This is a genomic window from Vibrio sp. 1727 (assembly GCF_033344415.1).
Taxonomy (GTDB): Bacteria; Pseudomonadota; Gammaproteobacteria; order Enterobacterales; family Vibrionaceae; genus Vibrio; species Vibrio alginolyticus.
This window is the reverse complement of sequence record NZ_JAWPOT010000003.1, coordinates 328,389-342,901: the sequence shown is the minus strand read 5'-3', so window position 1 is coordinate 342,901 and position 14,513 is coordinate 328,389. Positions and strand designations below refer to the sequence as shown.

Sequence of the window (14,513 nt, the reverse complement as noted above, 5' to 3'; positions counted from 1 at the left end):
GAGTTAGCTCCTAGGTTAGATGGTTAGAGTGTGTGATGGCATCGGTTTTCGTGCCATCAGGAAGTCGGCTATCTAGACCTTCTTCATATCGAGTTGGAGACTTGCGCATCAAGCGTAGGAGATAGAAGAAGCCAGCTCCAAAAACCACAAAGTAAACCACGATGAACGCCGTCAGGGAGACGCTCACCGCGGCGGCATCAATAGGCGATGCCGAATTGGCTGTGGTTAAAAGACCGTATACGGTGTAAGGCTGTCGACCGACTTCGGTAGTTATCCAGCCTGCTAAAACTGCAATGAACCCCGCTGGGGCAAACAGCACACAAATACGTTGAAGTGCCCTCGAATCAAAAAGTTTGCGACGTTTTCTTAGCCAAAGGCTCCACAAACCAATAACAAGCATGCCAAAACCAAGCGCGACCATGACTCGGAAAGACCAGAAAACGATAGAGACAGGAGGGTGTTCCTCCTCTGGAAAAGCATCTAATCCCTTCACTTCACCGTTGAGGTCATGAGTTAAAATCAAACTACCGAGTTTGGGGATTTCCAGTGCGTATTCCATGCGTTTTTCTTCATCGTTAGGGATACCGAAGAGGATCAATGGCGCGCCTTGGTGAGACTCATAGTGCCCTTCCATCGCGGCGACTTTGGCGGGTTGATGTTCAAGGGTGTTTAAACCATGCATGTCTCCAGCAACGATTTGAATTGGTGTCACGATGGCAGCCATCCACATTGCCATCGAGAACATAATTCTGGCTAGAGGGTTATGGTTTGCTTTTAGTAAGTGATAAGCGGCAACGCCGGCTACAACAAAGGCAGTAGTAAGGTAAGCGGCGAGCAACATATGAACGAGCCGGTAAGGGAAGGAAGGGTTGAAGACAATCGCCCACCAGTCTTCTGGGATAAACTGTCCGGCTTCGTTGATACTGTAGCCCGCTGGTGTTTGCATCCAACTATTAACCGAAAGTATCCAAAACGCAGACAAAAACGTCCCGAATGCAACAATACAAGTCGCGGCGAAGTGAAGCTTCTTACCCACCTTATCCATACCGAAAAGCATCACGCCTAAAAACCCCGCTTCGAGGAAAAACGCAGTAAAAACTTCATAACCCATTAGCGGGCCCAGGATTGGGCCTGTTTTGTCGGCAAACACGCTCCAGTTAGTACCGAATTGATAGCTCAACACGATGCCACTCACCACACCCATACCAAAACTGATGGCAAAGATTTTGAGCCAGTACTTATAGATTTGCATGTACTGTTTGTTGCCCGTTTTTAAGTACAAGCCCTCTAATACAGCGAGATAACTTGCCAAACCAATCGTAAAAGCTGGAAAAATAATGTGGAAAGAGACAGTAAAGGCAAATTGGAATCTAGCTAGGTCAATGGCGAGTGTGTCCATGAGCGGTCCCTTTTTCGTTGGATAAACTGTTCGCCGGATTTAAAGAGGAGACAGAAGAGTGGCGAACAAGGTGAAATACGAAGAAGGAAGACGAAGAGATTAAAAAACGATCGCTTTTTACACATGTGCGTACCATCTTTTGGATAAAGGAGGAGCGTTATGAGCCTTAAACATTACTTTGAGAAAGCGACACCTAAGTTTGGTCCAGGTGGGAAGTATCACAAGTTCTACCCACTTTTCGAAGCTGTCGAAACCATTTTTTACACGCCTGGTAAGGTAAACCAGGGCATGACTCACGTTCGAGATAGCATCGATTTAAAACGTATTATGATCATGGTGTGGTTGGCGGTCTTCCCTGCCATGTTCTGGGGTATGTACAACATAGGCCAGCAAGCGAGTGATGCCTTGTTGTATGGAATGAATCAAGCCTCAGCTCAGCAAGCGCTTGTTTCTTCATGGCAACTGAGTTGGGTATGGGGCTCGTTAGATGCGGTTTCACAAGCGGGGTGGGGAAGTAAAATGTGGCTTGGTGCTACTTACTTTCTCCCGGTTTATGCGACGGTGTTTATCGTTGGTGGTTTCTGGGAAGTTCTGTTTGCTATTGTGCGAAAGCATGAGGTAAATGAAGGCTTTTTTGTCAGCTCTATACTCTTTGCGCTGATCCTTCCTCCGACAATTCCACTATGGCAAGCGGCTTTAGGTATCACTTTCGGTATTGTTGTGGCGAAGGAGATTTTCGGTGGTACTGGACGAAACTTCCTAAATCCAGCTTTAGCAGGGCGCGCGTTCTTATACTTTGCCTATCCTGCCAACATGTCCGGTGGTGCCGTGTGGGTCGCGGCTGATGGTTACTCTGGCGCTACTCCACTTAGCCAATGGTATGAAGGAGGGCAAAGTGCTTTGATAAATAATATGACGGGAGAGCCAATTTCATGGGGAGATGCTTTTGTTGGTAATTTACCAGGCTCGATGGGTGAAGTCTCCACGTTGTTGATCGCACTAACAGGCTTGGTTCTCATCTTTATGAAGATTGCATCGTGGAGAATTGTTGCGGGCGTGTTGGTCGGTTTAATCGGAGCTTCATTACTATTGAATGCGATCGGTTCAGACTCTAACCCCATGTTCTCCATGCCGTTCTACTGGCACTTCGTGATTGGTGGGGTTGCGTTTGGTACCTTCTTTATGGCGACAGACCCTGTCTCGGCAGCTTTTACCAATAACGGGAAATGGGCATACGGACTATTAATCGGCGTGATGACGATTTTTATCCGAGTGCTGAACCCGGCTTATCCAGAAGGCATCATGTTAGCGATTCTATTTGCTAACTTATTCGCGCCACTTTTCGATTACCTAGTCAAAGAAAGTAATATCAAACGCAGAATGAAAAGGGCGAGACCTTCTTAAAATGAGGGTGACCTCACTGAAAATTGATTGAAAACTGCACTATATTGAAAAGGTCAGAGACATGGGGTTTCTGACTTTTTATTTTTATCAGGAGGACGAAGACGATGAGAATAAAGGATATTCTCGATAGCCGTTTGGTGCTGTCGTTCTGGTATAACCTAGACTACTGCTTGTCTCTTCTTAGTAAAATCTCTTCTCGTTGATTTCCTCAATGCAATCGCATTGAAAAGCATTCTATCTATTTGTTTTTTAGTCTTACGTGAAACTGCGTAGGGCAATGCGTATAAGGAAATTAACAATGAAACGTATTCCAGAACCTTTCCGTATCAAAATGGTTGAGCCAATCAAAATGACGACTTTGGCAGACCGTGAAGTCGCGTTAAAAGAAGCGGGCTATAATCCATTTCTTCTTCGTAGTGATGATGTTTATATCGATTTGCTGACTGACTCAGGCACTGGTGCCATGAGTGATAATCAGTGGGCTGGTATCATGATGGGGGATGAATCCTATGCGGGGAGTCGAAATTACTACAACCTGTGTGATGCAGTGGAGCACTTCTTCGGTTATAAGCTCACCGTGCCTGCACACCAAGGGCGTGGTGCCGAGCAAATTTTGTTCCCAGCTTTGATTGAGCGTATGCGTCAGGTGCGTGGTGGCGAAACGCCAGTATTTATCTCGAACTACCATTTTGATACCACAGCGGGTCACATTGAACTCAATGGCGGTAAAGCGATTAACGTGGTAACGGAAGAAGCATTCGACACCACTACGCCTTATGATTGGAAGGGCAATTTTGATATCGATAAGCTGGTGGCAACAATTGAAGCGCACGGTTCGCATAACATTTGTGCAATTATCACCACGATTACTTGTAATAGCTCCGGTGGTCAGCCTGTGTCGATGGAAAACATGCGCAGTGTGTACGAGATTGCAACCAAGTACGATATTCCAGTGGTGATTGACTCGGCTCGTTACTGTGAGAACGCCTACTTTATCAAGCAGCGTGAAGCGGGTTACGAGAATAAATCGATTCTGGAAATCATCCGTGAGATGTACCAGTACGGTGATATGCTCACCATGTCAGCTAAGAAAGACCCGATGGTAAACATTGGTGGCATGTGTTGTATTCGTGATCATAAGGAGTTGTTCCAGGCGGTGCAGACGCGCTGCGTACCCATGGAAGGATTTGTAACATACGGCGGCATGGCTGGGCGTGATATGGAAGCGCTCGCTCGCGGTTTGTATGAAGCCGCGGATGAGGATTTTCTTCACTATAGAATTAGCCAAGTTCAATACTTAGGTGAGCGCTTACGTGAAGGCGGTATTCCGATTCAATACCCAACGGGTGGTCATGCTGTGTTTGTGGATGCCGCTAAGATTTTGCCACATATTCCAGAGGATCAGTTTCCTGCGCAGGTATTGTGTAATGCTTTGTACTTGGAAGCGGGTATTCGAGCAGTAGAGATAGGATCGTTGCTGCTTGGTCGAGATCCGGAAACGGGTAAACAAAAAGTGTCAGAGCTTGAGTTGATGCGTTTGACCATTCCACGTCGTGTCTACACAAACGATCATATGGATTACATTGCGGATGCGATTATCGAACTGAAAAATCGTGCACATGAGTTAAAAGGGCTCACTTTCGAGTACGAGCCACCAGTGCTGCGCCACTTTACTGCTCGATTTAAAGAGCTCGATTAACTCAAGTTTAAATCTAGATAAGCAAAAGGCCGCGAGTTTCGCGGCCTTTTTCGATTCGTTTATTTCTTAGCGTTACACTTACGCCAACTCTAATGTGATGCGAACGAACTGGTCGTCTTGATACTGCACTTCATAATTGAAGGTACCACTGGCGTAAATGCTGCCAAGAAAAAGTGAACGTTGACTCATTGGTCCGCGGAACAGCATCGAAATAGGAGCGATTAGGGCGTTATTATCATCGAAGTGCTGATTTAAGTTCTCAGAAAGCACACACAGCAAACAGCCGTGTTGGTCGTGAGATAAGTCGACGTCTTCCGGTCGAGATAATAACACGGTAGTCCCCAGTTTCTTCTCAATCTCGTTGATCAGCAGCAAGTAGCTATCTAGATCGGGTTGAGGGTTGCTGGGTTTGTCTGCACCGACGCAGCGCTCGAGTAATGCTTCCAGATTTCCGTTCTCACCTTTTGCCTGCTGAGTCAAAGATTTTAACGGCTTTTTAATCAGCTTATAGCGATTACTCTTCAGTTTTGGTTTCAGCCATTTCTGAAGTAAGTCATTACGTTCTTTAAGGGAGAGGCCATGCGAGGACGCGTGAATTTTAAAGTGCAGGTGTAATAAAGCGTGAACCGCAAGCTCACTCAGAAGTTGATTAGCATCTGTAGACTGTCTTGCCTGCTTAGAACTTTGCATTACACTCGAACAAAATTAGGGAAGAAGGATAATGGTGCCGAGAGAGGGACTCGAACCCTCACACCAAAGGCACTAGCACCTCATGCTAGCGTGTCTACCAATTTCACCATCTCGGCATCATGATGCTCTGAATACTCAGAGGCCTCGAAAGAAGCAACGCGAATTGTATAACCAAAATCCACCTGTTGGCGAGAGCAAAATGACGAATTTTGGCTCTTTCGAGTTTGATTGCATATTTATTGGTCACTTTTATGTTTTTTACCATCAACGCCTATCCTTATGCCCTTACTTTTATTAATAGTATGACGACAAAAGAGTACTTTTGCCTAAATTTTGAACGCTTGAACGTTTGCGTAAATAAATGTGATGAATATCTCTTTTTGTTGGCTATACTTGCGTCCCGTTTAAGCGGGAATTAGGGTTTAGTTGTTCAGGACCCTTACCCATACAAGCCGTCACATGGAGCAGGCCAAGCAACATGCTCGCCAGCAGTGAATGACCCCACGGACCGGACCAGCTACGTTCAATTGCTTGTATAAGGTAAAAATAAGATGTCGAACTATTCGTTCTGTCTACATTCTGGATCTATAAGTGAGTTATCACTCGCTGCGTTGTCCCTTTCTTCTGCCAATTCCTTTGGCTCTTTTTTTTTTTCAACGTTTAGTAGGTCCAGCTCATGAGTGTTCTATTTAGTCTATTTGGTATTGTTGCACTGCTAGGTTGTGCTTTCCTACTTTCTGAGGGTCGTTCTTCCATTAATTGGAAAACTGTATCTCGCGCCTTGATGCTACAAATGGGGTTTGCTGCTTTGGTGCTCTATTTCCCGTTGGGTCAAGCGGCGCTGGCGAGTTTAAGTAATGGTGTCGCGGGGCTACTCAGCTTTGCTGATGAAGGGATTAAATTCCTCTTTGGTGACCTCGCTTCTTCTGGCTTTATCTTCGCTATCCGTGTCCTTCCTATCATCATCTTCTTCAGTGCTCTTATCTCCGCCCTTTACTATTTGGGCATTATGCAAAAAGTGATTCAATTTATTGGCGGCGCTATCCAGAAGTTCTTGGGTACGAGTAAAGCAGAGTCTTTGGTTGCAACAGGGAACATTTTCTTATCTCAAGGCGAGTCACCACTTCTTATTCGTCCATTTCTTTCTAACATGACTCGCTCTGAACTGTTTGCCGTGATGGCTGGTGGTATGGCTTCAGTGGCGGGCAGTGTGCTTGGTGGTTATGCTGGTTTAGGGGTCGACCTCAAATACTTGATCGCGGCAAGCTTTATGGCAGCACCAGGTAGTTTGATGATGGCAAAAATCATCGTTCCTGAGCGTCAAACGCCAAGCGATTACAACAATATTGAGCTAGATAAATCAGAAGAAAGCAACGTAATTGATGCGCTAGCAAGCGGTGCCATGGGCGGTATGAAAGTTGCCGTTGCTGTTGGTACCATGCTTATCGCTTTCGTGAGTGTTATCGCGATGGTGAACACGGGGCTAGAAAACTTGGGTGAGATACTTGGTTTCTCTGGCGTAACGCTACAAGCGATTTTTGGTTATTTGTTTGCACCTCTAGCGTGGTTGATTGGTGTGCCAAGCCACGAAATTCTAGCTGCGGGTTCATACATTGGTCAGAAAGTGGTGATGAATGAGTTTGTTGCGTTTATCGATTTTGTGCAGCACAAAGCGACACTGTCTGAGCATACTCAAATTATTATCACTTTTGCGTTGTGTGGTTTTGCGAACATTGGCTCAATTGCGATTCAGTTGGGCTCTATCGGCGTGATGGCACCTGAGCGCCGCAAAGATGTTGCAAGTCTAGGCCTAAAAGCGGTTGCTGCTGGTACACTCGCTAACCTGATGAGTGCTTGCTTAGCGGGCATTTTTATCTCTCTCTAATTTAGATTGAAGATCCACACTCAAAACCCGCCTAAATGGCGGGTTTTGTTATTTCTAAGGCTTGGGCATTAAGCCGTAAGGTATCGATTTAAAAGCCTCTGGGTGCTCTTGATAAGTTGGCGCTTTATGTACCCCTTTCCAATCGAGCAGCATGATGGCTAGCACGTTACGGTGTTCGCCGTACTTGAGATCAAAGTTACCGTCGACCGACGGAATCATCCCTTTTTCTGCGTTGATTGCATGACGAATGGCTTGGCGGGTCTTCTTTACGACCGGATCATGGTCCAAGCCTGCTAACAAAAACGAAATGCCGACTTCCGCAATCACGTCTTCTTTGGCGCGCAGTAGGATAGTGTCGATGTTGTTGCGAAAGTAATCATAAATCCATTGGTGTTTCTTCTCGCTTACTCGCTCCTGATAATACTGTGAATCGGCAAAGATGATGTGCGTCATACCATAGAGTTTGTTCCAATACTGCTGAGCTGAAAGCATCTTATCTTTATCGTCGGGGTAGGTGTTCCGGAAGGTTTGAGTGAATTCCTCGACCACATCTTGCTCTCCTAGCTGACGAAGCCAGTAGACTTGGTTTGCAAGCTGAGCTGCCCATGCCTCTATCATCTCTTTGTCCGTAACGTAACGCGAGAAATCGTAGCGCCTAATAATTTTTCTCAGCGTTTTGTCTTGTTTATGTTGTAGGCCATATTCGTTTGCTCTTGCCATTGCGCCAAGCAAATCCACACCAAGATAAAGGTACTCAGGATGGTGTTTAGTCACGGTATAGCGTCGCTGCCCTCGTTCGGTTTCTTTCTCTTGATACGTGGTCAACCTTTGAGATGAATAGAGAATGATGTCTTCTGGTTCAACGACTTCATTAGCAAATAGGTTTAACCGGCTGGCTACTTGTGCCATGTCGGTCCAAATGGCAGCGTGATATTTCTCATCTAATGTTTGGCGGTACATGCGTAAGCCAAAATGGCCCTCTTTAAACGCCGGGAAAGTGAACAGTTCTTGTTCGTAGGTACTACGAATCAACTGCGCTGATTGAGTATTATCGAGAAGCGGTACGTCTTCCTGTGATGCCTGAGCAGCAAAGGTAAGTGAGTAAAAGAGTAAGACCGCTAAGCTAAGAGGTTTAATACGCATAAATCCATTCCCTATGAAGTCCTGAACCTAAACCTACCATCAATATTAATTGAGAATGTAAAAGCTGAGTCAATAGTTGAAAATTTGCCTAAAAGTCAGGTTGATACGTTCATCTTTGGTTTTCGCGGTTTTTGGTACGCAGTGCTTCCAGTGATGCTGGAGCTCGCCAGCCATAATCAGTAAGGAGCCGTGAGAAAGCTCATATTCAATCTCAGTTTTACAATGTAAATTTCTAAGCAAAAATCGACGTGTTTCACCTAAGTTCAAAGATGCGATAACAGGGTTTCTACCTAACTCTGGTTCATTATCTTGGTGCCAGCCCATTGAGTCTTGCCCGTGTCGATATAAGTTAGCGAGAACAGAATTAAAAGTGACATCAGCAACTGATTCACAACGCACTTTGAGCTGAGTTAACTCAGGAGTCCAAGGGTGAGGCTGCATGGTTAAGCCTGAGTAAGTATATGCTGCATCACCGTGCCACGCTTGTAAGCGAGGTTGAAGTACTGACTTGCCGAACATAGTAATGTGTTCTTGGTGCCATGGCAGTGTCTTTCGAAGTTGGTCAAAGTAATTATCCGCCTCAAGATGGCTAAGAAAATGAGGATCATAATAAAGTTTTCCTCTTTCTACTTCTTGCCATAGATCGCCGCCAAATAAATCGCCTTGTTGATGCATCATCTCACACCTAAAACATAAAAGTTGTCAATCACTGTTACCTTTCTGATTATGATTGGTTATTCTTGTGATAATAAGAATTTTAACAATAAATAAAAAATCTCGTAGTTGTATACGAGTTGTGGGGAGAAAATGCGTTATTTACCCAGAAAGCGATGCTATTTTGCATTGTTCTTCCTCACCTTTTTCGCTTTGTGTATTGGGGTTATTGAGCTGTTAAATCGAAACCAGCAAGAGCTTCACAAAGAGCGAGTTCAAGTTGAGGCCAAAGAACAACTTTCCATTCTCCGTTCCAATTTGGAAGCGGTACTTATGGCGGATATCTACAAAGCCAGTACTTTAGCGACACTCATTACTTTACTTCCTAAAAACCAAGAAGAAGAATTGAGTATCGCCGCTCACCGAATCCTAAATAAAAGTAAACATATTACAATCATCGGTATCGCGAAAAATGATGTAATTAGTCACGTATTTCCACGCCAAGGTAATGAGCGCCTAATCGGCCTTGATTACCGCGCAGTGCCACAGCAGTGGGTACAGGTGCAAAAAGCCAAGGATGTACAAGAAATTTTCATCGCAGGGCCCGTTACATTGATCCAAGGTGGCCGAGGTTTGATCGTGCGTGTGCCTGTTTTTCTTGATCCTCCAATGAATCAGGACTACTGGGGAGTGATCAGTGCGGTGATTGATTTCGATGCTCTGATGAGAGAAACCGGCGTAATTGATTTCTCGTATCGTTACCCTTTAATGATCCGTGGTTACGATAGCGGTGGCTCATTTGGTGATGCTTTCTTTGGCGCGCAAAGTGTAAATAGCATGGTATATGCAAAAGAGATGGTTCATTTTCCTTATGGTGGGTGGAGTATGGTGGTTTTCTCTGGAGGCAAAGCTGATCGCCAAATCTCTTGGCATCAGTTGCATTTAGCTAGAGTAATCGGCTATCCCATTATATTCGCACTTAGCCTCGCGCTGTTCGCCATTTATCGACTGTATACCATTGCAGATGACAGAGCTTTACACGATGAACTCACGAATTTACCAAACCGTCGCTATTTTATGAAGTTTTACAAGCAGCAGTTCGAAATAGCGAAACGTTATAAAAAGCGTTATAGCTTCGCCTTAATTAATATTGACCTAGATAGGTTTAAACACATTAACGATACCTATGGTCACGACGCAGGTGACAAAGTTTTAATCGCTACGGCTGAAAGGGTAAAAAGCTCTCTGCGTAAATCAGACATCGTGGCCAGAATGGGCGGTGATGAGTTTTTAGTTGTAGTCCATCACCCTGGAACGGAAGAAAATATTCAGTCCCTTCTACAAAAACTTCGATTAGCGCTATGCTCGACGCCCGTCATTTACGATGAAACGCTTATCTATTTGAAAGCCAGTATTGGGTACGCGATATTTGACCCGCAAATGTCATCTCCTGAGCAAATGATGAAAATAGCCGATGAGAGAATGTATCAACAAAAGCATGGCGGATGAGCCTGAACCCAGTTTCAATAAGGGGTTAGAGGAATGGTAAAGTTGGGATCCCGAAATCTCATCATCATTGAGGTGCAAGAATATGTGACTTCATATGTTCACAGACACTTTGCTGAGAGAGTCGTTATTAGCAGTGCATTTAGTGGCATATTTGCATAATGTTGCATTTTGCAAATGCAGTTTGCGAAATTAATGGTTAATAAAGCAACGATATGCATCTGGATCTACTAAAAAACGGCTTTTTTAAAGTTGGCACGCATCGTGCTTTACTTAGAGTGACCCTTATTAAGCCGAGGGTCACCTAGCCAACTGACGTTGTTAGTGAATACAAATTGTTCACAAGTATATACCGCCAATCACGTTTATTGTGATTGGCGTTTTTTCTTTCTAAAGCCCGATGATATCCACATCGTTGCCCGTCTCATCAGCTTCTTCGCACTTGCTGTAACAACTAGGTTGTCTTGGACAAACCGCCCCTCTGGAGCAGATTAACCTTGCTTGGGTTTGAATCCCGCGCTCTATCCAGTTGATGTTTAATATCTTAGCGATAGTCGTTAAGTCTTTTTTGATGTGGGGAGGAATAACACTACTTCCGCCGGAAGCGACACAAAGGGACTTAAGTTCTTCCGCTATGGAAACGGCATCGCCACCTTGTGCAGAAATGGCAGGGTTAAGATCAATACCGGCACATAGCACGCGATTATTCCCCGCAGGATCAAATACGTTGACCGATTCGCAGCAGTAGATACGTGGCTCGTCGCCAACATTTAAAATCGAAATTTGCGCTGAACTTGTATCCAAAGGCTGGGAAAGGCGTCGGAATACCGCCCAGTGCTGGCAAGGGTCGTTCACTTTGCGCATGTTACCCCAAGGCAATGGAATACCGTTTCCTCGATACACTGCTTTTAACTTGCCAGGGCCATAGGCATCAAAATAGTGCCAATGAGGGTAAGGCGAGACCACCGTCATGCGACGCATTGCAACGGAAGGAGAAACGCCGGCCTTTTTGTGAACATCAATTTCGTAACCGGAGCGGTCAAGCAACTGACGAAATGGTACTTTGGGGCAAAGCAAGGCACCAGCAAAAAAGCTGGACTCAAAATCACGCCAAGCTTGCAGGATATCTTGCGAATTGAGTTCAGAGTTCGACACAGGGCTGTCCATTTGCTCCCAATTGTTTTGATGCCCGATAGATAAAACGTTATTCATTGCATCGCTGCTATGGAGCACTCGATGGCCGATATATACCGCCAAGTCATACTTCAATCGGGTTGGATAGTCACGCATTCGTTTATTGAGATAAATAGTCCCAGGTGGCTCCATGAAAGACGTAATCAACTGTTTGGCGCTGACGCCCAGTTCATCAATCACATCTTGTGGCGCTCGATCTACCCAGCGGATATCCAATCCCATACTCTTTGCAATGTCTACGAGATCTTCTACAGATAGATTCAGCCGCTTCAAGCCGACCTCTTCGGCGGCGCGCTCTAAATCAGGAAAATGGTTTTGATGGTTTTCTTGGTGTGCACGGATCAGTAAGTGGGCGAATTGACGCCCCGTGATACCTGTTTGGGAGAGCATTTCTGGTATCGCGATTTGAAGAATATCATTGGAGAACAGGAAGCTCGGCTCCAGCGCCATGCCACTAATCCCACCACGATTCCCTTTGTTGGGTGTGATGGCTTCTAATTCGGGTTCATCATCTAAAAACCACGCAGGATCTTTTTGAAAAACTTCCGCGATCACTTCGAGCATATCGATACTCGGTACGCGTTTTCCGCGCTCAATCATCGAAAGGTAAGAAACCGAAGGAGCGTACTCTGGATTAATTCTTACACAACGGGCAGATAAATCCTCCATCGTTAAATGGTTGTTTTTTCTTAGATTACGAATTTTCGTACCAAGAAAATGAGACTGACGAATAAGGCTTTTTGACACAGACATTTTGTAAAATTCACATTGTAAAATTTTTGTTGTGAAATTGTAGTCAATATTTCGCTAGTCTACATAATGAGCAGGCAAGGAAATTAACCATCCACTTCACAGAATTGCCTGAAACTTAAATAAAGGATTTAAGTTTTTACTCTTGGACGAGTTTTTAAGTGCGAGGATATGACGATGAATATGCTGAACTTCGATAAAAAAGAGATGCAACAACAACAACGCCCATTTATCGCTGAAGCCGTATTTGCCGTCGAAGCGGTAAGTGCCGAGCAGCAGAGTGAGAAACAAGTAAAAGCGAAGCAACTGCTTGACCGCATGTTCCCATTGGAGAACGGGTCGCACCAAGACGTATCAAGTTACGTAATTGATTATCGCCATGTATTGGCTTACTTCAAAGACGGTACGCATAGCGGCCTGAAAAGTCCGAAACATTTTGTGGCGTACACTGGTGAAAAGGAAGATCCAAAGTCGATTTTGTTTAAAGATGATTCGGGCAATCATGTAGAAGTGCTGTTTGGCTGTCACAAAGGCACTGGTTGCGTGGAATTAGTGGACATTGACGATATTCAATTGGAAACTCGCACGACGTTTCATCCTGAACTAACTGGCAATGCACCAACCGCGATGCGCCATTGGATAAGCCTAATCAAAGGCGACAAAAAAGGTAAGCCGATGGCATGCAGTGAAGATAAAGAATATACCGCAAAAAATGGTGACGACTACATTCTAAGTTATTGTTACAGCGTCGATTAAGATACTCATGATTGGATATAAAAACCCCGCACTTTACAGCGCGGGGTTTTCTTTTTCATCATAAAAGTCGTTTTCGCTTAGCCAGTTTATTTAAATTGGCATCACGCGGTTACGACCGAGTTGTTTTGCTTCATAAAGCTGTTTATCGGCTTTATTGATTAAGGCTTCAGGCGTATCACCCGGCTCAAATTCTGCTACCCCAAAAGAAGCGGTAATGCTGTGAACTTGTGTGCCTGAGCGCTTATCTCTGATACGCAGCTTTTCTATCATGCGGCGCAGTGTGTCTGCATATTGGCGAGCAATTCGCAGAGATTTGTTAGGTACAATTAACGCGAATTCTTCACCACCAAAACGGTACGCACATATCCCATCTCGGCAGCTTTGTTGTAGTCGGCGGGCAATGGCTTTTAATACTGTATCGCCAAAAAGGTGCCCGTAATTGTCGTTAAATGATTTGAAATGATCGATATCAAGCATGATCAAGGTCATTGCCTGATTTGATGCAATAAGTGAAGAGAGATCTTTGTCAAATGCTCGGCGGTTGTATAGGTTTGACAAACCATCGAACAACGCATCTTGCTGTACTTCAGCCAATTGGTTTTTGAGGCGAGAAATTTCTTCACTCGCGTTAGTCAATTGGCTATTCAAAAACTTTGTTGAGTGACGAATTTCGTGTGACTCTGCGACAAGTTGACGAATCACCACCATCACTTCTTCAATGCTTAGGCTATTGTCCTCAACTTTTTCCAGTTTATTAAAGCTTTTGTCTACCATCTCAGAAAAGGAGGAAGTATCTGAAATCGTATCGCTCATTGAACTGGATACTTCATGTAGCAGAACTTCTACATTGGTTCTAAGATCTTCAAGGCTGGTTTCTGCTTTGCTGGCCACATAGTTGTTGTAAAGCTGCTAATTGGTTGCTGGCGGGCAAATACCGTAGTTTTCTAACACCGTGTCTAACTCAAAGTTGAGTTCTGGAATGGTCTTGTCAACGTAGGTATACCAAAGCGCGTAGTTGGCTGGCGTGGCAGCAACATGGTTTTTGATCATCAGTGGGACCGCTTTTTTTAAATTAGCGGTTGATTTCTTAAACTCGTCGGTCATTTCTGCGATGGTACTAGCAAAATGGGATTGGGCTTAGATTAACGGATATTAACTAATGTCGCTTTAATTTTTATCACTTTTGCATAGTTTATATAGAAAATGAGTGATTAAGATCGTGATCAATACCGTTGGATTCGAATTTTATAAAATATCAGTATGAAACATGTACAGGCATTTGGTGGTATTGCGTGTTTTGAGATATCCAGCAAATGGATTCCGTGTAAACGTTAGTAACCTAATGATCGTCAAACTCTCGTTTTCGTATAAAAGCAAGTAAATCAAAAGGCTTAACGTCAGGGTCTCCGTGAAAAGAACTCGTAGACGAAGAA

Annotated in this window: 10 protein-coding genes, 1 tRNA gene and 1 pseudogene; 5 read left to right on the top strand and 7 right to left on the bottom strand. The window is 44.5% G+C overall.

Annotation, left to right across the window (positions count from 1 at the left end; all coding sequences use genetic code 11):
* Window positions 1–10: 10 nt before the first annotated feature.
* Window positions 11–1,399 carry a cytochrome ubiquinol oxidase subunit I gene (locus R8O10_RS05900; RefSeq protein ID WP_017635517.1) on the bottom strand — a complete coding sequence of 463 codons (1,389 nt, stop codon included), beginning with the start codon at window positions 1,397–1,399 and terminating at the stop codon, window positions 11–13.
* Between the two features lie 159 nt (window positions 1,400–1,558).
* On the opposite strand from R8O10_RS05900, the gene R8O10_RS05895 reads away from it, so the two are divergent.
* Together R8O10_RS05895 and R8O10_RS05890 are read left to right on the top strand one after the other, a co-directional pair.
* Window positions 1,559–2,803 (top strand): NADH:ubiquinone reductase (Na(+)-transporting) subunit B, encoded by a 1,245-nt coding sequence (locus R8O10_RS05895; RefSeq protein ID WP_318191202.1) that lies wholly within the window; start codon window positions 1,559–1,561, stop codon window positions 2,801–2,803.
* Window positions 2,804–3,101: 298 nt separating this feature from the next.
* Complete coding sequence (locus R8O10_RS05890; protein WP_318191201.1) at window positions 3,102–4,502, top strand: tryptophanase; 1,401 nt, start codon at window positions 3,102–3,104, stop codon at window positions 4,500–4,502.
* Between the two features lie 78 nt (window positions 4,503–4,580).
* Here the strand turns inward: R8O10_RS05890 and R8O10_RS05885 are convergent, their stop codons facing one another.
* Together R8O10_RS05885 and R8O10_RS05880 are read right to left on the bottom strand one after the other, a co-directional pair.
* Window positions 4,581–5,192, bottom strand: a complete 612-nt coding sequence (locus R8O10_RS05885) for a DUF2913 family protein (protein WP_005374167.1) — start codon at window positions 5,190–5,192, stop codon at window positions 4,581–4,583.
* Window positions 5,193–5,224: 32 nt separating this feature from the next.
* A tRNA-Leu gene (locus tag R8O10_RS05880) sits at window positions 5,225–5,308 on the bottom strand.
* Between the two features lie 560 nt (window positions 5,309–5,868).
* Between R8O10_RS05880 and R8O10_RS05875 the strand changes: the two genes are divergently transcribed.
* Complete coding sequence (locus R8O10_RS05875) at window positions 5,869–7,077, top strand: NupC/NupG family nucleoside CNT transporter (protein WP_017635515.1); 1,209 nt, start codon at window positions 5,869–5,871, stop codon at window positions 7,075–7,077.
* A gap of 54 nt (window positions 7,078–7,131) precedes the next feature.
* Here the strand turns inward: R8O10_RS05875 and R8O10_RS05870 are convergent, their stop codons facing one another.
* Entirely contained in the window at window positions 7,132–8,220 is a 1,089-nt protein-coding gene (locus R8O10_RS05870; protein WP_005374164.1) for a DUF3541 domain-containing protein, read from the bottom strand.
* 69 nt (window positions 8,221–8,289) lie between these two features.
* Window positions 8,290–8,895, bottom strand: coding sequence for an alpha-ketoglutarate-dependent dioxygenase AlkB family protein (locus R8O10_RS05865; RefSeq protein ID WP_005374161.1), 606 nt, complete (start codon window positions 8,893–8,895; stop codon window positions 8,290–8,292).
* A 132-nt stretch (window positions 8,896–9,027) separates the two neighbouring features.
* On the opposite strand from R8O10_RS05865, the gene R8O10_RS05860 reads away from it, so the two are divergent.
* Window positions 9,028–10,383 (top strand): diguanylate cyclase, encoded by a 1,356-nt coding sequence (locus tag R8O10_RS05860; protein ID WP_318191200.1) that lies wholly within the window; start codon window positions 9,028–9,030, stop codon window positions 10,381–10,383.
* Window positions 10,384–10,770: 387 nt separating this feature from the next.
* Here R8O10_RS05860 and R8O10_RS05855 read toward each other — a convergent pair whose 3' ends face one another.
* The gene (locus tag R8O10_RS05855) at window positions 10,771–12,327 is read right to left on the bottom strand and encodes a DUF3612 domain-containing protein (protein ID WP_171344279.1); all 1,557 of its coding nucleotides are present in this window, start codon (window positions 12,325–12,327) and stop codon (window positions 10,771–10,773) included.
* Window positions 12,328–12,501: 174 nt separating this feature from the next.
* Between R8O10_RS05855 and R8O10_RS05850 the strand changes: the two genes are divergently transcribed.
* Entirely contained in the window at window positions 12,502–13,080 is a 579-nt protein-coding gene (locus R8O10_RS05850; RefSeq protein ID WP_005374156.1) for a malate synthase, read from the top strand.
* A 90-nt stretch (window positions 13,081–13,170) separates the two neighbouring features.
* Here the strand turns inward: R8O10_RS05850 and R8O10_RS05845 are convergent.
* A pseudogene (locus R8O10_RS05845) lies at window positions 13,171–14,184 on the bottom strand (GGDEF domain-containing protein).
* Between the last annotated feature and the right edge of the window lie 329 nt (window positions 14,185–14,513).

Excerpts from the sequence above, each read along its gene's own strand:
- R8O10_RS05890 (WP_318191201.1), top strand. The coding sequence starts at position 3,102 with ATGAAACGTATTCCAGAACCTTTCCGTATCAAAATGGTTGAGCCAATC.
- R8O10_RS05860 (WP_318191200.1), top strand. The coding sequence starts at position 9,028 with ATGCGTTATTTACCCAGAAAGCGATGCTATTTTGCATTGTTCTTCCTC.
- R8O10_RS05870 (WP_005374164.1), bottom strand. The coding sequence starts at position 8,220 with ATGCGTATTAAACCTCTTAGCTTAGCGGTCTTACTCTTTTACTCACTT.
- R8O10_RS05865 (WP_005374161.1), bottom strand. The coding sequence starts at position 8,895 with ATGCATCAACAAGGCGATTTATTTGGCGGCGATCTATGGCAAGAAGTA.
- R8O10_RS05855 (WP_171344279.1), bottom strand. The coding sequence starts at position 12,327 with ATGTCTGTGTCAAAAAGCCTTATTCGTCAGTCTCATTTTCTTGGTACG.
- R8O10_RS05850 (WP_005374156.1), top strand. The coding sequence starts at position 12,502 with ATGAATATGCTGAACTTCGATAAAAAAGAGATGCAACAACAACAACGC.
- R8O10_RS05885 (WP_005374167.1), bottom strand. The coding sequence starts at position 5,192 with ATGCAAAGTTCTAAGCAGGCAAGACAGTCTACAGATGCTAATCAACTT.
- R8O10_RS05900 (WP_017635517.1), bottom strand. The coding sequence starts at position 1,399 with ATGGACACACTCGCCATTGACCTAGCTAGATTCCAATTTGCCTTTACT.
- R8O10_RS05875 (WP_017635515.1), top strand. The coding sequence starts at position 5,869 with ATGAGTGTTCTATTTAGTCTATTTGGTATTGTTGCACTGCTAGGTTGT.
- R8O10_RS05895 (WP_318191202.1), top strand. The coding sequence starts at position 1,559 with ATGAGCCTTAAACATTACTTTGAGAAAGCGACACCTAAGTTTGGTCCA.